This window comes from Capillimicrobium parvum (assembly GCF_021172045.1).
Taxonomy (GTDB): domain Bacteria; phylum Actinomycetota; class Thermoleophilia; order Solirubrobacterales; family Solirubrobacteraceae; genus Capillimicrobium; species Capillimicrobium parvum.
The window spans coordinates 2,390,931-2,410,250 of the sequence record NZ_CP087164.1 but is presented as its reverse complement, the minus strand read 5'-3'; the positions used below and the strand labels follow the sequence as shown (position 1 = coordinate 2,410,250).

Sequence of the window (19,320 nt, the reverse complement as noted above, 5' to 3'; positions counted from 1 at the left end):
TCAGTCGGCTCCGCTGGCCTCTACCACGGCGGCGACGATCCCCTGGTAGCCGGTGCAGCGACAGATGTTCCCGGAGAGCTCACGGCGAGCCTCTTCCACGGTCAGCTCGTCACGATCCTCGAGCAGCTCATAGCTGGTGACGAGGAAGCCGGGCGTGCAGAAGCCACACTGCAGCGCATGGTGCTTCTTGAAGCTCTCCCGCAGCCGAGCCCCACGTGGCAGCCGGCATAGCTCCTCGACGGTCTGGACGGTCCCGCCCGCCGCCTGAACGGCCAGTGTGCAGCAGGACCTCACCGGCTCACCCTCGAGCAGGACGGTGCACGCACCGCACACGCCGTGTTCGCAGCCGAGCTTGGTTCCGGTGAGATCCAGCTCGTCGCGGATGAAGTCCGCGAGCGTTAGGCGCGGCTCGACCGTGCGGGTGACCTCGGTCTGGTTGACGGTCATCACGACCTCGACCAGCTCCTTCGAGCTCGTCATCGCTTCTCTCCTTCTGAGGTGCCGTCGGTTGCTGTCACCGCGCGCAGGGCGCGGGCCACCAGCGCTTCGGCGATGCGGCGTCGCGTTGCCGCGCTCGCGTGGAGATCGGTCGTCGGATCTGTGTCCTGCACACCGACGCGAGCGGCGGCCCGGGCGGCCTCCGGATCGCCGCCGATGTGCTGCTCGGCCTTCTCGACGCGAAGCGGCGTCGACGCCATGCCACCCAACACGACGCGTGGCGGGTCGCCGTTTCGTCCCACGATCGCCGCGCACGACACGATCGCGAAGTCTCCGTGGCGCCGCGACACCTCGTCGAACCACCAGCGGCGGCCCGTCGTCGTGGGGATCCGCACCTCAACGAGCATTTCGTCCTCCTGCAGCGCGCTGGTGAACAGCGTCTCGAAGAAGTCCTCGGCCGGGATGGTCCGCGGCCCGGCCGGCCCCTGTGCGACGAACTCGGCGTCCAGTGCCCGTAACACGACGGGCAGCTCGGCCGTGGGGTCGGCGTGGCAGACGCTGCCCCCAATGGTCCCGCGGGCGCGGATCGCCCGGTGGCCGATATAGGGCATCGCACCGGCCAGGAGCGGCGCTGCCTCGGCAACGGCCGTGGAGCGCTCGAGCGTGCGTTGCGTCGTCATGGCACCGATCCGCAGCAACCCGTCCGCCACCTCGACGTAACGCAGCTCGGGGATCCGCCCGAGGTCGATGAGCCGGGTCGGCGCGGCCAGGCGCAGTCCCATCAGCGGGATCAAGCTCTGCCCACCGGCGAGAAAGCGGGCTTCCTCGCCGGCCTCGGCGAGTTGCTCGATCGCTGCTGACACGGTCGTCGGGCATCTGTACTCGAAGCGGGCCGGTTTCACGTGCCCCTCACCTCCGGAAGGAACGGCGTCCGATTCCTGGCGACGTCACCATGCGCGCTCCAGCAGCTCGAGGACCTCGCCGCTCGCCGTGACTCGACGCGGGTTGCCAGTGATCCCCGTGTCCGTGAGGGTGCGCTCCGCGATCACGGGCAACAGGTCCCTGGTCAGCCGGGTGTCCCGCAAGCGCGTCGGAAGCTCGAGCCGAGCGATCAGCGCTTCGATCCTCTGTATGAGACCCTCGACATCGCCATATCCCTCTGCCGTTACGCATCCGACCTGCTGGGCGAGACGCGTGAGCGGACCTTCCGCCTCGACGGCGTTGAAGCGCATCACGTGGGGCAGGAGTATCGCGGACGTGTCGCCGTGCCCGATCTCGGCCAGTGCTCCCACCTGATGACCGAGCGCATGGCTGAGGCCGACGTTGACGTTGCCGGTCGAGAACTGCGCCATCCATGACGCGATCAACAGCGCGGTTCGCACGGGGGAATCCGGTTGGTCGGCCTCGGTCCCGAGGCGCTCCAGCAGGATGCGTGCCGACCCGATCGACAGCGACTCGGTGAAGGGGTGACCGTGGAGCGAGTAGATCCGCTCCACATCGTGGTCCAGGCACTTGATTCCGCTCTTGCGCCAGAGATTCAGGGGTGTGCGACGCGTCACTCGAGGGTCGAGCACGATCATCGTGGGCGCCGAGCCTCGGTGGTAGTACTGATCCTTGCGCGTCTCGCCGTCGCTGCCCTCGAGCGTGAGTCCCGCCTGGCCCGTGAACTCCGCGCCCGAGAGCGTCGTGGTCACCGCGACGATCGGGGCACACGGCAACGCTTCCGCCGTGTAATAGGCATCCATCGGACGCTCCCCCGAGCCCGTTGCCGAGCGCCGGCGGAACGTCTCGAGCGGTCGGCCCGTCGACACCATCGTCGCCCCCTTCGCGACATCGACCGCGCTACCGCCGCCGAGGCTCACGAGGGCGTCGGCTCGGTGGACCTTCATGAGGTCGGCGAGCGCGTTGACCGCGGACACGAGGCCGTGGGCCCCCGCCCCGGCGAACACCGCCGTCTCGAGGTCGCCTAGGACGTGCAGGACATCGTCCAGGACATCGGATGTACCGAGCGTCGTTCCGGTGACGATCACCGGCCGCGACGCGCCCAGGCGCTCGAGCTCGCGCGCCGTCTCGGCGACCGCGCCGGGCCCGAACACGACGCGGTAGTCGCGCACCGAGAACGCCCCGCGCTCCTGCCCGACGAGGGCGTGCGGCATCACGTCGGCGCTCATGGGACCCTCCTCGTCGGAAGAACGACCTCGGCACTACCTGATGCCGACCTCACGCCGTCCTGGTTCTCGCCCCAGAGATCGAGCACGACGCGCGGCTCGACCGGATCGTCCATCTTCTCGACCACCACTCCGTGGCAGCGGCAGAGGTCCCCGACGAGGTTCGCGCCCAGGTTCCGGCCGCTGAGCTTGCGGACGACACCGTGATCGCCAGCCCAGTTGGTCACGAGGTGCCCGAGCCAGTTGATCCGCATGAAGCCCTGGTCGTAGGCGCGCGGCATGCCGATCTCGCGGGCGATCTCGTTGTCGAAGTGACCCGCGGCGGGATGGACCGGGATCCCGGTCTGCGGTGACACGTAGACGTTGCGCGGGTGCTTGCGGCGCTCCGCGAAGGCCATCTTCATCGGGCTGTACACGAAGCGACGGCCGGCGAAGAACGCGACGATGTCGACGAGGGTCAACGGGCCCTTGACGATCGGGGGCAGTTGCTCGCCGACCTCCACGTCCTCCCAGTAACGCGGCTCGGCGCCGCGCACGACCTCGTTCGCGTAGGCCTCGTCAATCTCCGCGATCTGCTCCTCGGTGTAGAAGACACCTTTCGCGGCCGACCCGTTTGCCCGTGGCTTCGAGGACTGAGAACGCATCCCCTGGCCGCTGCGGGCGCGCGGGATGCGCAGCATCTGTGTCACGGCGCGGCCGACCAGCTCGCCTCCGGCCTTTTCGAAGAGCGTCTCCCCCTCCTGGATGATGAAGCGGGGGGCGCGCCGGCCCTCCTTCTCGACCACGTTGATCAGGCGCCCGCGCGCCGTGATCCGATCTCCGACCCGGACGGGCCGGAAGAGCTCCCAGTCGGTTCCGCCATGGATCCACTGGATGCCCGGAAGACCGGGCGCGACGATCGTGGTGTCGATCGAGAACAGGAATGTCGGCGGTGCGATCACCTCGCCCCAGATCGTGCGCTTCGCGTACTCCTCGTCACGCCACAGCGGGTTGTCGTCGCCGACGCTGTAGATCGCCCACCGGCGGATGTCATGCAGCGAGATCGGCTCGTACACCGCCGGCCAGTGGACGTCACGTCGCAGCCAGCGACCGAGCAACTTGCTCGCAGTGGCAATCGCGTCATCGGTCAGGCCGGGGGCGTTCGCCGTGCCCCGCTGCTCGCTCTCAACGCTCATGCGAGCCTCCTCGCCCACGCTGGAGCACGATGTCTACGGCGCACACACCCTTCCCTTCTTCGAGGACGATCAACGGATTGAGCTCCACCTCGACCACGTCGGGGGACTCGGTCACGGCTTCCAGCAGTCCGACGACGGCGGCGACCAGCGCAGCCCCGTCATGGCGAGGACCGCCGCGGTAGCCGGCGAGGCGCCTGCCCACCTTCGTCTCGGCGATGACGTCGAAGAGGAGAGTCGGATCCACCGGTGCGATGACCGCCACCACGTCGTCGAGGAGCTCCGTCTCGACGCCGCCTGACCCGATCACGACGCCCATGCCGAGATCGGGCTCGCGACGCACGGAAACGAGCACCTCGACGCCGCCGCGCGCCATCTCCTGAACGAGAACCCGGCAGCCCTCTCCCCACGTCTGCTCGAGGTCGCGGTAGATGGCGATCGCGGCGTCCACGGTTGGGACGTCGACGAAGACACCGCGAACGTCCGAACGGTGCAACGCGGTGTCCGAGTCGAGCTTGACCACGACCGGCGCGCCGATCTGTCCAACCGAGTCGGCGACACCCTCCGCCGAGCTGGCATGGAGCGTCCGCGCCACCGGGATCCGAGCGCGCTCGAGCAGCCGTGCACCTTCATGCCAGCTCGCGCTCTCCCCGCCGGGGCCGCGCGACGCGCCCGGCGCAGCCCCTCGAGCGGAGGGGAGCCCGGCCGCGAGCGTCGCGACGGCGCGTGCCGGATCATCGAAGCACCCGATCCCGAGGCGCCGCAGCCGGCGGAGGACCTCGTCGCCGGGAAGCCCACCGATGAAGGAGAGGGCGATGGGTTTGCCATGGCGATCCGCGACGACCGCGAGCTCCGCGCCGTGGTCGTCGGCGTCGCGGGCGCCGCGATTGGCCAGCTGGACCAGCGCGCACCCGGTGGAGGCGTCCTCGAGGACGATCTCGACCGTGTCGAGCAGCGCCGCAGGATCGTTCAGCGTCAGTCCCGCGAGGTCGACGGGATTGCCGATCGTCGCGTAGGACGGAAGCCGCTCGCTCAGGCGCCGGATGGTGGCCTCCGAGAGCTGGGCTCTGCTGAGCCCACGAGCGTCGCACTCGTCGAGGATGAGCGCGCAGGCGCCACCAGACAAGCTCACGACCGCGACGTCGCGGTTGGGACGGCGACCGAACCTCGCCACGCCCTCCGCGAAATCCAACAGGTCGCCCAGACCGCGCGCCCGACGAGCGCCAGCCTGACGGAAGAGCGCGTCATAGAAGCGGTCCTGACCGACCAGGCGGCCCGTGTGCGACTGCATCGCCGCTCGCGCCGCGTCGCTGCGCCCGCCGCGCAGAACCGCGATGGGGATGTCGGCCGCCCGCGCCCGCGCGCATGCCGCGAGGAAGCGATCCGCGTCTCGGATGCCCTCGACGAAGCAGACCACGCCACCGACGTCCTCGCGGTCCACCAACGCCTCGAGCGCGTCGCTGACGGTCAGATCGGCCTCGTTGCCGGTGGTGATGAGGTAGCCACAGCCGATCCCCCGGCTCAGGCAGCCCTGCGCGAGCCCGGCGCCGACGCTTCCGCTCTGGCTGACGACGGCTATCGGACCCGGCGCGATGTCCTCGCGCATCGCGGCGCTGCCGAACGTCAGCGGCATGCGATGGTGGACGTTCCACACGCCTTCGCAATTGGGGCCGAGCACCCGAAGCGGATGCTCGCGGACCACATCCTTGATCTCCTCCTCCAGGCGGCTGCCCTCCTCGCCGGTCTCCGAGAACCCACCGGTCGATATGACGACGTGGCCCACGCCGGCGGCGGCACAGGCCCGCACGGCTGCGGGCACGGCTGCCGCCGGTAGGACTACGTACGCGACGTCGGGCGGCGTCTCGAGATCGCGGACGTCGGCCACGCACGGTGCGCCGCCGACTTGGTTGTACTTCGGGTTCACGCCGAAGACCTCGCCCGCGAACCGCCATTGGCGCAGCAACGCAATCGGCCGCCCGCTTATCCGCATGGGATCGGCAGATGCTCCGATCACGGCGACGGACCGCGGCTCGAGCAGTCCTGTCAGCGCATCGCGCGTCGTGACGAGCGAATCACACAACCGCAGACCCCTCGAGCCTCGCGATGTCCTCAGGGGAGTAGCCGATGGCGGCGAGCACCGCCGCGGTGTGCTCCCCGTGGTCCGGCGGCGCCAGCCGGATGCTGCCCGGCGTATCCGTGAACTCGTAGGGAAGACCGAGGCATCGCATCGGGCCCAGGCGGGGATGCTCGATCGTCATCACCTGGCCGTTGGCGGTCGACTGCTCATGCTCCAGCGCCTCCCGCAACGAGGCGACCGGGGCGCACGGGATGTCGGCCTTCTCGAGCACCTCGAGCCAGTGCGCGGTCGTCGACTTGCGGATGCGCTCCTCGATGAACGGCACGAGGATCTCGCGGTTCGCGATGCGATCGCGGTTGCGCCGGAATCGCTCGTCGTTCGCCCACTCCGGGCAGCCCAGCAGTTCGCAGAACCGAACCCAGAACTTCTTGTTGATGATCCCGATCGCCACGTAGCCGTCGCTGGTCTCGAACGCCTGATACGGGACGATCTGCGGATGGGCGCTGCCGAGACGCGGCACTTCCTGGTCGCTGTTGAGCGCCCCGGCGGCGAAGTTCGCGACCAGCGCGAACGACGCCGACATCAGCGACAGGTCGATCTTCTGACCCGTGCCGGTCACATCCCGCGCGCGAAGCGCCGCGAGGATCGCGATCGAGGCCAGGAACGCCGCGCCGAAGTCCGCGACGGGCGGGCCGATGCGCACCGGCGCGCGCCCATCCTCGCCCGTGATCGCCATCAGGCCGCACGACGCCTGGGTGAGGATGTCCATGCCCGGCCGGTCGACGAGCGGCCCGCGCGTCCCATAGCCCGTGATCGAGCAGTACACGAGCCGCGGGTTGTCCAGCTTCAACTCGTCGTAACCGAGCGAACGGGCGTCGAGATAGCGCGGGCGGAAGTTCTCGATGAGGACGTCCGCGTCCGTCGCCAGCCGCCGCACGATCTCCGCACCCTCAGGGGTGCGGACATCCGCGGTGATGCCCCGCTTGTTGCGGTTCATCCCGAGGTAGTAGCCGCTCTCCCCGACGACCATGCTGTCGGTGAAGCGCGTCTCGTCGCCGTTTGTGGGCTTCTCGACCTTGATGACGTCGGCGCCGAGGTCGCCGAGGATCATGGTGCAGTACGGGCCGGCGAGCAGCCGACTGAGGTCGACGATTCGCACACCCGCCAGCGGGCCGTCCGCCAAGCCGTCCACTTCCTGCCAGGGTGACATTCGCTACGCCTCGCTCGCGACCTGAGCGGGAATACTGGGGACCGCGTCCTCCCGCAAAGGCGGGATGACCTCCTCGGCGAACAGCTTCATCGAGCGCCTGGCGAGATCGGTCGGCATGGTGCCGAAGTTCATGAACGGCAGGAAGGTCGTGACGCCGCCCTCATCGCGGAGGTACCGGACCTTCTCGATCACGGTGTCCGGGCTGCCGATCACCGCACGGTCCTTGAAGAGCCTGTCGCCCTTGAGCGTGAGCACCTCGTCGCGCCATTCGGAGTAGTAGGCGTACTGCGGCGTCTCCCTGGTGTCATCGCGCGAAGGCAGCAGCCCGCCGAGGGTCTGCGTGTACCACAGGAGGTGCTCGCCGGCTTCGGCGATCGCCTGTTCGTCGGTCTCGGCGACGTAGACGTGTTGGTTGTGGCCCAGCTCGAGCGTGTTGGGCCCGAGGCCGTTGCGATCGAGCTCATCGCGCCACACGTCCAAGAACGTCCGCTTGACTTCCTCCAACGGAGTCAGATACGGGCCGATCAGTCCGTTCAGCTCCCGCGCGACGATCATGCTGATGGTGCTCGGGCTGAGTGCCACGAGCCACGGGCTCATGGGGCGCTGCACGGGCTGGGGCAGCAACTCGACCTCAGGGATGGTCCAGTACTCACCGTCGAGTGCGGCCTTACCGGTGTTCCACGCCTCGAGGATGAAGTCGAGCGACTCCTTGAACCGCCCACGACTCTCGTCCATCGGTGAGTTGAAGAACTTGTACTCGAATGGGAACAGGCCGCGACCGAACCCGGGGTCGAGGCGACCGTGCGAGATGACGTCGAGGGTCGCGAGATCCTCGACGACATCGAGCGGGTAGTGCCACGGCAAGGCGATCACCCCCAACCCCAGCCGCAACCGACTCGTGCGCGCTGCGGCCGCCGACAGAATCACCGCCGGTGAGGGACGCCCGTAGACGGTCGAGTGATGCTCGGTGATCCAGGCGCCGTCGTAGCCGAGCTCCTCTGCGTACACGATCAGGTCGAGGAGGTCGTCGATCTTCTCGGGCTGGCCGGCTGGCGTCCCGGGAATGAGAATGGGGGTGAAACGCATCGAGTTAGATCTCCTCCGAGGGTGTGCCGATATTCGTTGCGGATGTCTCGACTATCCCCTCGGCACCGAGCGCTGTCATCGTCGGCGAGGACAAAGGCGTTGTCGCGAGGGCCAAACGTCCAGTCGTCGGCTCATCGAGTGACTGCACGCGACCGAGTCGGCGGCGCGTCTCTCGGCGGGCAAGCGGACCATCGCGAAGCAATGCAGTCGTCACGGCGCCGTTTGACTCGGGCGGCGGGTCAGCGCGCCAGTCGCCACACGACGAGAGCGGCGATCGCGACCGCGGCGACTGGCGCGACTCGCTTGGCGACCGCCACGCGTGACACGGCAATCAGGTCGACGGGCTCCGGCGTGCGCACAGTCACCGCCTCAGGCTCGACCCGCTCGGTCTCCTGAGGTGTCAACTGCGCCTCGATATTCGTGACAAAGCGCTTGACAAGCCGAGCGCTGACATCGCCGATCACCCCGCGCCCGAACTGGGCCGCCCTTCCGCTGACCTCGACGTCAGTAGTCAGCGACACCGCGGTTCCGCCGTCGTGGGGCGTCAGCGCCGACGTGGTCGTCGAGCTGACACCGCCGTCTCCCCGGCTCTCACGGCCCTCCACCGCGATCACCAACCGACGCGCCTGCTCGTCTCGCTCGAGGAATCGGATCCTGCTGTCGTAGGTCATCGTGATCGCACCGACCTTGATACGCATGACCCCCGTGTAGATCTCACCGTCACGACCGGCCAGCTCGAAGCCGGGAACGCACGGCGCTGTGCGCTCGATGTCGTCAAGGAGCTCCCAGACGCGCGAAACGGGTGCCGAGAGTACGAAGCTGTCGTGAATCTGCACGTGTAGCCCTTTCGGCGCGGATCTACGCCGCGCCCGTCCGGTGTCGCAGGATCGAGGAAAGGGCGACCGCTGCGATCAGCACCACACCGTTGATGATCGATGTCCATGTGAACGGCACGCCTCCGACGATCAGCCCTTGGCTGACCCACGCGAGGAACGCGCCGCCGAGCACGGTGCCCCAGATGTGGAATCTCCCTGCGGACAGCATCACCGTCGACAGGAAGGCCGCGGCGAACGCCGGCAGGAGGAACCCGCCCCCGACGTTGGCCGCCGCAGATCCCTGGTTGGCAGCGAGCATCACACCCGCGAGGGCCGCCAGCGCCGCGGACATGACGAACGCCATGATCTGCTTGCGCTCCACGTCGACCCCCGCGAGCCGAGCCGCCTTCTCGTTGGAGCCCGTCGCGTACATGTAGCGCCCGAAAAGGGTGTGTCCGAGCAGGAGCGACAGCAACGTCGCCACGGCGAGCAGCAGGATCACGGTCCAGGGGACATCGGACACAGCACCGGACAGGCCGACCACCAGGACCGCCGACAGCACCAGCCACGCACCTCCCGCGGCCACGCGCGTCCGTGTCGACGACTCGGACACGCGTCCCGCGATCCAGAGTCCGACTCCGGCCAGCAAGGCGGCGAAGATCAGCCACGTCACGATGGCCGGCGGCCGTCCCTGAAAGCTGCCGAGCGAGCCCGGACCGCTGAACCAACTCGGGAGCGCCCGACCGAGATCAGCCGGCGAAAAGGTCGTGCCGCCGCTGTAGACCTCGGAGATCCCGAGGAACACCCCGCCCGTTCCGAGCGTGGCGATGAACGCATTGATCTTCACGCGGACGACGAGGAAGGCGTTGGCCGCGCCGCCGAGAACGGCCACCGCGGCGACGATCAGGAGCACCAAGAAGAAGGGAAGTCCCTCCTTGGAGGACAACCCGATCGTGAGGTACGCCGCGAGGGTGGCCATCGAGGCGATCGACAGGTCGAACTGGCGCGCGATCAGGCCGACGGTCGCCGCCATCCCGAGGAGGATCACGGGCACGTTCTGGTGCGCGTCCAGCAATCGTGGCTCGGCCGAGGCAAAGCGGTCGCCGAGCCAGATCGAGTACACGACGAAGACCAGGATGAAGGTGAGGAAGGTGCCGCCCGTGACAAGCCAGGACTCCTGGAGCAGCCGCCGACGGGGCCGGCGTTCGGGAGGGGCCGGGCTACCAGGTCCGCCGGGTGCAACATCCGTCGCCGCGGGTGTCGAGACGTTCACGTCGTCGTTCCTCTCTCTGACGGTGTTCACTAGACCATCAGCTCCAGCTCGCTGACGGTGAGCGAAGCGACGTCCTCGAGCGCGCCAACGTGTCCGTCTTCGACAATCGCCACCGAGTCACAGAGCTCGAGGATGTCCTCGGCATCCGAGGACAGCACAAGTACTCCCACCCCCTTGGCCTTCAGTTCGCCGATCCGCGCGTACATCTCGCGGCGGGTGCGAACGTCGAGGCCGCGCGTCGGATCGCACATCACGAGAACGTCGGCTTCCTCGAACAGGCAGCGGCCGAAGAGCACCTTCTGCTGGTTGCCGCCCGACAGCGCACCTTGCGAGATCGAGACGTTCGCCGGTACGACCCGCAGGCGCGCCGCCATATCCCGTGCGTCGCGCCGCTCCTGACGCAGTCGCATGCTTCCGAGCGGACCTCTCCATCGCCGCAATGCGGTCAGGGTCATGTTTTGCGTGACCGGCAGGTCGTCGAACGAGCCTTCGGTTTCACGGTTGCCGGGGAGCAGCGCCACGCGAATCCCCGGAGCCACCTTGCGTTCGCCGTAGACAAGCGGCCGCACGCCCGCGGCAACCAGGCCGATGTCGTGGATGCCGGAGCTCGCGGCCCCGGTGAGCCCGATGACCTCGCCACGGTTCAGCCGAAGCGTCAACGGCCCGAAGCGCTCGGTACCGGCGCCCCAGAGCTCGAACAGGGTGTCGGCGCGTGCCCCCGAGTCTCCGGAGGAGCCCGCGTGAAGGCTGTCTGGGGCCGGGCTCGACCGCTCCACGTCAGGGGCTAGTGCGCGCACGATCTCGCTCTCGTGGCCTTTGACGTGCGAGTCGCGAACGACGACTCCGTCGATCATCACGATCGCGCGATCCGCCCAGTCGGTGAGCTCGGAGAGCTTGTGGGTCACGAGCAGCACGGTCGTTCCGGCTGCTCCGGCGCCGCTCAGGATCGCATCGGCAAGGCGCCTGGCGTCCTGGTGCGAGAGGTTCGCGGTCGCCTCGTCCAAGATCAGGAATTGGGCGCCGACGTCCAAGAGCCGAGCCACAGCCATGATCGCTCGTTCCGCTGGTGAAAGCGATGCGGCGAGCGCTCCGAGCGGGACGTCGAGCCCAACACGTCCCAGAGCTCGATGCACTGCCTCGCGTTCGCGCTTGCCGGATAGCAGCGGACCGGCGGAACGCAGCGCGGGCACACCGAGGCGCATGTTCTCCAGGACCGTCATCTCATCGATGACGCCGAAGTCCTGGTGCATCACCCCGACCGAGGGGATGGCACCCAGGTGCTTCACGGGCGTCCCTTCGAACCTGATCGTGCCACCGTCGAGATCCACCACGCCGGTGAGCGTCTTGATCATGGTCGACTTGCCGGCGCCGTTCGGGCCGAGCAGCCCCACGACCTCTCCCCGGTGGACGTTGAACGACACGCCCTTCAACACCTCGGTGGCGCCGTAGCGCTTGCGTGCACCCTCGACCTCCAGCACGGGAGGGCCAGCTCTCAGGTTGTTGCTCACCATTCCAACTCCTGGTACTCGTCGATCGAGATCGAGACGCCTTCCACCATCGCGTCGAAGACGCGCTGTCCGACCTCGCCCACGGCGACCGTTGGGTCACCCAACACACCGGAGGGCGTGGCTCGAGCGAGATCGAAGCCGACCTGCACCAGCCCCTTCCCATAGATGTCGCTGGCCGCCATCGACATGCCAAATTGGCCTTTCGCGTCGACCGGAGCGCGGACCGCACGGTCCATGCGCACGACGTCGGGTCGCAGGTGCAACTCCACGGCCGTCTCCAGCTCGCCGGCATGGAGCTCGCCGCCCGGCGCGCTGACCCGAGCCTCCGCGAAGGCGTCGGCGGCGAAGTCGGTGCAGAACAGCATCAGAACCGGGAGGCCATGTCGGTGACTGATCTCCTTGGCCACAAGGCTGACCAGCGGCCGGTTGCTGTTGTGCGCCACGACGAACGCGATCTTTCGGAAGCCATGTCTCGCCAGGGAGTCCGCGAGGTCCGTCAGGAGCGCCGTCATCGTCTGGGCAGACAGGCTCAATGTGCCGGCGAACTGCAAGTGAGCGGCTGACAACCCCCATGGCACGCCGGGCGCGACGAGCACGCCACGACGGTCGGCCGCGACGCGATCCGCAACCGCCACCGCGAGGTTGATGTCGACGTCGAGCGGCAGATGCGGCCCGTGCTGCTCCACCGCGCCGATCGGCAGGAGCACGACCGTGTCGGCAAGCGCCGCCGCCCGCGCCTCTTCCCACGTGAGAAGCTCGTACCGGTGAGCCGGGACCTTGCTCACAACGCGAACACCATCCCGCCGTCCACAGTCAAGACCTGGCCGGTCACGAAGTCCGATTGCTCCGACACGAAGAACATGACCGGCCCGACGAGATCCTCTGGAGCGCCGAGTCGGCCCAGCGGAGTCCGGGCGCGTTGCGCCTCGCCGTAGTCATCGGTAAGTCCCGCACAAACGCGATCGGTGAGGATGAGGCCCGGCGCGATCGCGTTCACGCGGATCCCCTTGTCTCCGACCTCGACAGCGAGGCTCCGCATGAGGCCGATCACCGCGGCCTTCGAAGCCGTGTATGGCGCCAGCAGGGCCGGCGGCGCGCCGACCGCCTGCGACGAGAACAGAACGATCTTCCCATACCCCTGGGCGGCCATGTGAGGCGCCACCGACCGACAGACGTTCCAGGCTCCTTGGACGTTCACCGACAAGTACACGTCCCAGTCCACGTCACGCCACTGATCCCACGGACGTCGCGGCTCGTCCACCCCGTGGAGCACGACCGCCGCGCAGTGGACGAGCGCGTCGATGCGGCCGCCCCACTCCAGCGTCCGGTCCGCGGCGCCCTCGACGCTGGCCGGATCCGAGACGTCCGATTCCACCGCGAGCACGCGCCCATCCGAGGCCGCGACCACGGCCTCACAGCCCTCGCCGTCGAGGTCGGTGGCAACGACGGCTGCGCCATGTGCGGCGAGCCCCAGAGCGACCGCCCGGCCGATGCCGTTCGCCGCGCCCGTCACCACGATCACCTGCTCGCGGAGATCTCGCGTCACGAGCCGATCACGACCGTGCCGCCGTCACACGTGCGGACACGCCGCCATTCGTCTTCCAAGCGCCGCGCCCTCCGCCGTACGAGCCGGCCTCGAGGTCGGCGAGCAGCTCCTTGGCGGTGTTGTGCCCAGGAGTGAGACGGACGTCACCCCCCGGCCACGTGCCCGGCCCCGTGAGGTACAACGACTCGATCGGCGTGCGGTAGTCGGACATCTCCGGCGTGGGACGCAACCAACCCTGCTGGAACGCGGCCATGTTGAAGCCGTTCGGCCCGTGCAGGCCGTTGCGGCGCTCGATGTCGTTCGGGCTCTGGACATGGCGCGCGAGGATCTTGTCCTTGGTCATGTTGGGAGCGATCTTGCGCCACTCGTCCTCAGCGTGGTCGGCGTGGGCTTCCTTGATCTCGTCCCACCTGACGCCCGTTCCGTCGGCGGGCACGAACCAGTAGAGGTAGACCGTGTGCTTGCCCTCGGGCGCCTGCGTCGGATCCACGAGCGTCGGACATCCGACCATGAACCCGCCGCGCGACAGCTCCACCGTCAAACGTCCGGACTGCGCGTCGCGGAAGTTCTCGTCGACGTCCTTGAGGGTGTCGCCGGTCAGGATCCACGGGACGTCGACGCCCCGATCCTCGAACCCGCGATAGACGGGCGCTTCCTCGAGCGCATAGCTCACGAGCATCGCGCGAACGCCGTACCGGAAGCGCGACATCTGCTCGGTCACGCCGGCGGGCACCACGTCGGCGTCGAGGAAGCTTCCGAAGAGCTTCTTCGGATCGGTGGACACCACGGCTTTGGCGGCGCCGTACGCGTTTCCGTCCGTCGTCTCGACGCTGGTCGCGCGGCCGTTCTCGACGCCGATACGGCTGACCTCGGTCTCGGTCTCGACGATTCCCCCGTGCGCTTCGAAGCAGTTGCGAAGCGCCGTCGAGATCGTCTGCGAGCCGCCGACGCCGAGGTACCAGTCCCAGTCGTGCAGGGCGGCCAGCAGCCCATACGCGAGGACGCCGCCTCCTGCGTCCGTCGGCTTGACCGTGCCGATCGCGGTCAGCGCGGAGAGCGAGCCCTTGACCTTGTCGTTCTCGAACCACTCGTCGAGGACGTCGCTGGTGGTCATGAGCATGTAGCGCATGACCTCCCGGCCCGACTTGGTCTCCTCGAGCTCGGCGAAGATCTCGCTCGGTCGGCGAGGAGGCCGCATCTGGTCGCGGAAGAAGGTCTCGCGGAATCCCGCGATCAGACCCATGAGGCGCTCGTAGGAACGCGCGTCCGCCTCGGACAGGAGCGCGATCTCCTCGATTGTGCGCTGGCGGTCGCCCCACAGCAGGAGCCCGGTGCCGTCCGCGTACGGCGTGCCGATGCGCGGAAACTGGCCGTCGCCGTCCCACGCCGTGTAGTTCAGTCCATGGGAGTTGAGGTCGAGATCGTCGAACATGATCTGCGGCGGCATCAACCAGTGCATGATCGAACAGAGGTTGTGCTTGAAACCGGGCAGCGTGACCTCCTCCGTGGTGGCCCCCCCACCGACCACGTGCCGCTTTTCCAGGATGACGGTCCGCAGTCCCGCCTTCGCGAGATAGCAACCGCAGGTGAGGCCGTTCACCCCGCCGCCCACGATGACGACGTCGGCATCAGTGGCTTCGTTTTGTTGCATTGTGGTTGTCTCCCGTTCGCAGTTGCCCAAGGGCCGGTCAGGCGACCAGCTTGCCGCCGGCCACCACGCGTCGTCCGTCGACTTCAAGAGTGCAATGTCTCAGGGGTATGTCGCAGTGACATTTGGTGTTACGCGACCCGCCGCCATCGACGTTCGGGCCGGTCGAGAACAGCACGCATCCCGCGATGCATCGCTGTTCCATTCCGATGGTGTGACGCATGTCCATCGTGGCCATCGTCGACCAGCGCGCTCGCTGGTTCAGGCCCCATCCGATATGTGACACGGCGTAGGCATCTGCGTCGTCCCAGTAGTCCAGGTAATCGGCGAAGAGCTGGGCGTCGGCGCCTCCGTCGATCGCGGTGATGTAGCCGCGTTCGATCGAGAGCTCGATCGGCGATTGGACGTAGCGCTTGAACGGAAACAGCGCGTCTCCGGGCGCGATGACGACGGTGCCGTCGACACCGTCCTCGTCGCCGTAGGCCGCGAGCAGCCCCCCGGCCGAGAAGTGGTCCCAGGTCCCCGGCGAGTCGGCGTATCCGATCTGGGCCGTGAGCCGATCGAACTGGCCGAGCCTGTAGGTCACGTCAGTCCCCGCCGGTGACGTCAGGCGCAGCTCGGAGGCGTCACGCAGCAACGCCTCCGCCGCGCGCACATCCGCAGTGAGCTGCTCGGAGGCGAACAGGCGCTCGAGCACGTCAGGCGGCTCCTGCACGAGCAGGATCCGGGTGCCCGATTCGAGGATGGCCATCTGCTCGGGCGAATGCAGCAGCAGCAGGAGATCGACGACGAAGTCTGCTCGCACCAGCGCGTCGACGACGTTCGGAAGAGGCGAGATCGCGCTCTCGCCGACGACGGACGCGAAGGCGTCGGTGCCGAATCCCGCGCGCCCCGCGTTCCCGGCGGTCGGGCGGACGACGATCTCGTAGACGTGCGCCCCGCGCGCAGCGGCGACGGCAGCCGCCGCCTCCGCATAGAGTCCGAGATGCGTCGTCTCGCGACGAACGCTGTCGGACAGGATCACGACGCTCTCACCGGCACGCACGTTGCAAAGGTCGAACTCCGCCTCGAACAGCTGGATGAGCTTTGTCCTGACCGGCGTCATGTGACCACCTCCTACGCCGCCGGCTGGGGCCGATGGTCCGACCGAGAAGCCGACGGCGATCGCAGCCAATCGATGACAGCGGCGAGGTCGAGCACGTCGGCGTACTTGCCGTCCATGTCGATCAGGCTCGCGCGGTGCGGTCCGTCCGCCCGGTCGCCCACGCATTGACGCGGCACGATGGGGCGGAAGCCCAGCTGTATCGCGTCCACCACGGTCGCGCGCACGCATCCGCTGGTGGAGCCACCCGCCACGAGGACGGTGTCGACCCGCGCGTGGGTCAGCTGTGCCGCGAGGTTGGTGCCGAAGAACGCCGACGCCCCCGCCTTCGTGATGAGCGGCTCGGTCGGCCGCCGCCCGAGCCGGTCGTCGATCGCCACGTCAGGACCGCCGTCGACGAGCGACAGCAGGACTGGCGACTTCATGCCCCAGGTCCCGGGCCCCGCGCCGTCCAGGTAGGCGATGGTGGTGAAGAAGACGGGCGCCGCCACGTCTCGAGCGACGGTGATGAGCTCGACCGTCGACACGATGACGTCCTCCATGTCCGAGCCGAGTGGGTGCGTCATGGATGTAAACGCCTTCGACAGGTCGACCACGACGACGGCCGGGCGCTCGCCGAACCCCAGTCGGCGACGGATGCCCGCCGCGTCGTACATCGCCGAGACGGCTTCGGCGTCGTCGTTGGGTGACGTTTCCGCGTTGTGCTTGCCGTCCTCGGTCATCGCAGGGATCCGGCGGCGCCAGGCGGTCGAACGGCAGCAGCTGTCATCACGTTGACGACCGTAATGACGCATGTGGGGCCGGTCTTCGTCGCGACTGACAAACCGGCTGTCGCGCACGCCAAAGCGCGGCAGCCGGCTGGAGACCGCTACGAAGAGCCAGGCTCGGAGTCTGAGAGCGTCAACGCCAGCTGCACGTGGAGGCGGCCTTCGCCGCTGTCCAGGATCCCGGGAACGAGCGCCTCGGCCCGCCCGAGCCGGTACCGCAGCGTGTTCGGATGGACGTAGAGGCGTTCAGCTGCGTGCTTGATGCTGCACCCATGGTCGAGGAAGACGGCGACCGACTTGACGAGTTCCGTGTCGTGCAGGCGGTCGTACTCGAACAGTCGCCCGGCGACCCGCTCGACGAACCGCTGTCGCAGCTCGGGTTCCCCCAGGAGCAGGAGCTCGTCGCTTCCGAGCTCGTGCCCGTCGAGCACGGCGTCCAGGGCCGCCTTTCGCGCGAGTTCCGCGGTCTGGCGCAGGGCGTTGCCGATGTTGAGCACGCGGGTGATCGAGTCGAACCTGGGGCTGAGCACGAGGCGTCCCACCAAGCGACGCCGCTCGACACGGGCACGGAAGGCCAACAGGTCGCGGATCGCGTCCTGCGTCAGGGCGTCCGATGGTCCGATCCACAGCATCGCGTCGCGCGTGGTGATCGGCATCAGGCGCCGCGCAGGGGCGTCCCTCACCGCGTCGCGCGGGTCAAACTGCGCGTCCGCTGGCATCGGCTCGTCGAGGACGATCGCGGCGAGTCGATAGGGCGGGTCCCCGAGGCGCCGCAAATCGGGGTGGCCGGTCAACTCGTCGACGCTCCGCGATCCATGGAGAACGCCCGCCAGGCAGTGATCCAGCGCAAGGGAGAGGCGACGGCCCGATGCGCGCGCCCGCTCCCAGCGCTCGATGCCGGAGACCGCAGCCGTGGCGACTTCGAGCAGCGTCGCCCGCGGACCGTCCGTGCGCGCGTTGTCGCGAACGATGACCCGGCCCCAGGCGAAGCCGTCGCTACCGAGGATCGAGCGCTCCGCCGTGCCGTGCCGGCCTCCGTGATCGCCGCTGCTCGCACCGGGGACCAGTTCGGCGGATGCGACGTCGCTGGAGGAGTAGACGACGCCCCGGCTCTCCTCGACGACCCGGAGGCTGCACCCGGACGACTCCTCGAGGGCACGACAGACGTCCTCGAGGTCGCGATCGCGCATGAGTGCGCTCATCAGCCGCTCTTCCACCACGCTCAGCTCCCGGCTGCTGACTGAGTCGCCCAGCGACGCCAGCGGCTGGTGAAACACCCGAGTCCTGGTCGTGCGCGCCAGCGAGTCGCCGATCGTTCGGCCCATCCGAACAATGTCATCGAACGTCGCTTCATCGAAGAAGCGCTCCCGGCCGGAGTTCGTGAAGAGCACGCCCAACGTATCGCCATCCGACGATCTCAGGGCGACTCCGACCGCCGATGCGATTCCGCAGCGCTCCACGAACTCTCGCTCGGGTCCGGTCAGGACGGCCCAGTTGCGCGCGGCCGAGATCACCACCGGCATCTCGGCCCGTGCTGTCAGCTCGTTGGAGCCGTTGGAGTCCCGCGGAAAACGCAGCGCATGCGGGACGGGAAGGCCAACCGCGGTCGTGAGGACCCACTCGTCGATCTCTCCGCCAACGAGGTCCGACCGCAGCAGCAGCGAACCGCTCTCGGCGCCGACCGTCGCAACGGCACGCGCCAGCGCCTGCGGGAGTAGCCGATCCAGCTCCGCTGTGCTCGTAGGCACCTCCAAGACGCCGCTACCCAGCATCGGCGACGTCAGCAGCGGCTGGCTCTGCTCGGCCCCGGGGAGCGTGATCGCGCCGCTCATGGCGAACGTCTCGTTGTACGCGTTGAGGACCACGTCGAGGCTCTCGTATACCGCCAGGAGCACAGACTCGGGGTTCGGAGGAGCGGGCAGACGCTCGGCGAGCTCGGACAGACAGAGCCAGGCAGCCTGCGCCCCTCGGACCACACTGCCGACGCGAACGCGTGATCGGGCAAGATCCTGCCCGAGCTCCTCGAGCTGCGCCATGAATGCGGACGGGTTGTTTCGTCCGACGGCGGCGGCCAGTCCTTCGAGCCTGCGCCGCAGCACCCGCTCATCGACGGGTCGGCACGGGGCCAGGGTTGGCGACAGGCTCTCGTAGGCTGACGACCAGCGGGCCAGCGCGCGCGTCACGTCCGCGGCCGTCGCGTCTCGCACGACCGTTCCCGCTACCGAACGGAACCACGCCGGCACGCCACGCTCCGCACGAACGGACTCCATGGTTGTATGCATCATCTGCCCCTCTCCAACCGCTAACCTAGCCGCGGGCACGAGCACTGTAAAGCCGGTGCGTCACGTTCCCACACCCGGCGCGAAGCGGTGACCAATTCGGTACTGGACCGATTCTGCATGCTTGAGGTGCTCTGAGCGATGACGGTCGCATCGCCTGCGTCCACCTCCCTCGCCAAGTATTCTCACCTTGCGGACAGTCGAACCGACGGCGGCCGATTTGGGGCAGCG

The 19,320-nt window shown here is 68.3% G+C and carries 16 protein-coding genes; all 16 read right to left on the bottom strand.

Going from position 1 to position 19,320, the window contains the following annotated elements; genetic code table 11:
* Positions 1-480 carry a (2Fe-2S)-binding protein gene (locus tag DSM104329_RS11910; protein WP_259315662.1) on the bottom strand — a complete coding sequence of 160 codons (480 nt, stop codon included), beginning with the start codon at positions 478-480 and terminating at the stop codon, positions 1-3.
* Complete coding sequence (locus DSM104329_RS11905) at positions 477-1,340, bottom strand: FAD binding domain-containing protein (protein ID WP_259315661.1); 864 nt, start codon at positions 1,338-1,340, stop codon at positions 477-479. The genes DSM104329_RS11910 and DSM104329_RS11905 overlap by 4 nt, the downstream gene beginning before the upstream one ends.
* Before the next feature lie 45 nt (positions 1,341-1,385).
* Entirely contained in the window at positions 1,386-2,552 is a 1,167-nt protein-coding gene (locus tag DSM104329_RS11900) for an iron-containing alcohol dehydrogenase (protein ID WP_259315660.1), read from the bottom strand.
* A 53-nt stretch (positions 2,553-2,605) separates the two neighbouring features.
* Positions 2,606-3,781, bottom strand: coding sequence for an FAS1-like dehydratase domain-containing protein (locus DSM104329_RS11895; RefSeq protein WP_259315659.1), 1,176 nt, complete (start codon positions 3,779-3,781; stop codon positions 2,606-2,608).
* Positions 3,771-5,858 (bottom strand): acetate--CoA ligase family protein, encoded by a 2,088-nt coding sequence (locus DSM104329_RS11890; RefSeq protein WP_259315658.1) that lies wholly within the window; start codon positions 5,856-5,858, stop codon positions 3,771-3,773. Before DSM104329_RS11890 ends, DSM104329_RS11895 begins: the two co-directional genes overlap by 11 nt.
* A complete protein-coding gene (locus tag DSM104329_RS11885; RefSeq protein ID WP_259315657.1) occupies positions 5,851-7,065 on the bottom strand; it encodes a CaiB/BaiF CoA transferase family protein in 1,215 nt (404 codons plus the stop codon). The genes DSM104329_RS11890 and DSM104329_RS11885 overlap by 8 nt, the downstream gene beginning before the upstream one ends.
* A gap of 3 nt (positions 7,066-7,068) precedes the next feature.
* Entirely contained in the window at positions 7,069-8,151 is a 1,083-nt protein-coding gene (locus DSM104329_RS11880; RefSeq protein WP_259315656.1) for an LLM class flavin-dependent oxidoreductase, read from the bottom strand.
* Positions 8,152-8,390: 239 nt separating this feature from the next.
* Entirely contained in the window at positions 8,391-8,987 is a 597-nt protein-coding gene (locus DSM104329_RS11875) for an SRPBCC family protein (protein ID WP_259315655.1), read from the bottom strand.
* Positions 8,988-9,009: 22 nt separating this feature from the next.
* On the bottom strand, positions 9,010-10,269 hold the full coding sequence (locus DSM104329_RS11870) for an ABC transporter permease (protein WP_259315654.1): 1,260 nt from the start codon (positions 10,267-10,269) through the stop codon (positions 9,010-9,012).
* A complete protein-coding gene (locus DSM104329_RS11865) occupies positions 10,269-11,717 on the bottom strand; it encodes an ATP-binding cassette domain-containing protein (protein ID WP_259315653.1) in 1,449 nt (482 codons plus the stop codon). Before DSM104329_RS11865 ends, DSM104329_RS11870 begins: the two co-directional genes overlap by 1 nt.
* Positions 11,718-11,743: 26 nt before the next feature.
* A complete protein-coding gene (locus DSM104329_RS11860) occupies positions 11,744-12,532 on the bottom strand; it encodes a creatininase family protein (protein WP_259315652.1) in 789 nt (262 codons plus the stop codon).
* Positions 12,529-13,269 carry an SDR family NAD(P)-dependent oxidoreductase gene (locus tag DSM104329_RS11855; protein ID WP_259315651.1) on the bottom strand — a complete coding sequence of 247 codons (741 nt, stop codon included), beginning with the start codon at positions 13,267-13,269 and terminating at the stop codon, positions 12,529-12,531. The genes DSM104329_RS11860 and DSM104329_RS11855 overlap by 4 nt, the downstream gene beginning before the upstream one ends.
* A gap of 31 nt (positions 13,270-13,300) precedes the next feature.
* Entirely contained in the window at positions 13,301-15,031 is a 1,731-nt protein-coding gene (locus DSM104329_RS11850) for a phytoene desaturase family protein (RefSeq protein WP_259315650.1), read from the bottom strand.
* A complete protein-coding gene (locus tag DSM104329_RS11845) occupies positions 14,982-16,046 on the bottom strand; it encodes a 2,5-dihydroxypyridine 5,6-dioxygenase (RefSeq protein WP_259315649.1) in 1,065 nt (354 codons plus the stop codon). The genes DSM104329_RS11850 and DSM104329_RS11845 overlap by 50 nt, the downstream gene beginning before the upstream one ends.
* An 11-nt stretch (positions 16,047-16,057) precedes the next feature.
* Positions 16,058-16,765 (bottom strand): isochorismatase family protein, encoded by a 708-nt coding sequence (locus DSM104329_RS11840; protein WP_259315648.1) that lies wholly within the window; start codon positions 16,763-16,765, stop codon positions 16,058-16,060.
* Between the two features lie 146 nt (positions 16,766-16,911).
* Positions 16,912-19,080 carry a helix-turn-helix domain-containing protein gene (locus tag DSM104329_RS11835; RefSeq protein WP_259315647.1) on the bottom strand — a complete coding sequence of 723 codons (2,169 nt, stop codon included), beginning with the start codon at positions 19,078-19,080 and terminating at the stop codon, positions 16,912-16,914.
* Between the last annotated feature and the right edge of the window lie 240 nt (positions 19,081-19,320).

Bases quoted from the DNA above. Each gene is read 5' to 3' on its own strand.
- DSM104329_RS11840 (WP_259315648.1), bottom strand. From the start codon at position 16,765: ATGACCGAGGACGGCAAGCACAACGCGGAAACGTCACCCAACGACGAC.
- DSM104329_RS11895 (WP_259315659.1), bottom strand. From the start codon at position 3,781: ATGAGCGTTGAGAGCGAGCAGCGGGGCACGGCGAACGCCCCCGGCCTG.
- DSM104329_RS11845 (WP_259315649.1), bottom strand. From the start codon at position 16,046: ATGACGCCGGTCAGGACAAAGCTCATCCAGCTGTTCGAGGCGGAGTTC.
- DSM104329_RS11910 (WP_259315662.1), bottom strand. From the start codon at position 480: ATGACGAGCTCGAAGGAGCTGGTCGAGGTCGTGATGACCGTCAACCAG.
- DSM104329_RS11885 (WP_259315657.1), bottom strand. From the start codon at position 7,065: ATGTCACCCTGGCAGGAAGTGGACGGCTTGGCGGACGGCCCGCTGGCG.
- DSM104329_RS11835 (WP_259315647.1), bottom strand. From the start codon at position 19,080: ATGGAGTCCGTTCGTGCGGAGCGTGGCGTGCCGGCGTGGTTCCGTTCG.
- DSM104329_RS11880 (WP_259315656.1), bottom strand. From the start codon at position 8,151: ATGCGTTTCACCCCCATTCTCATTCCCGGGACGCCAGCCGGCCAGCCC.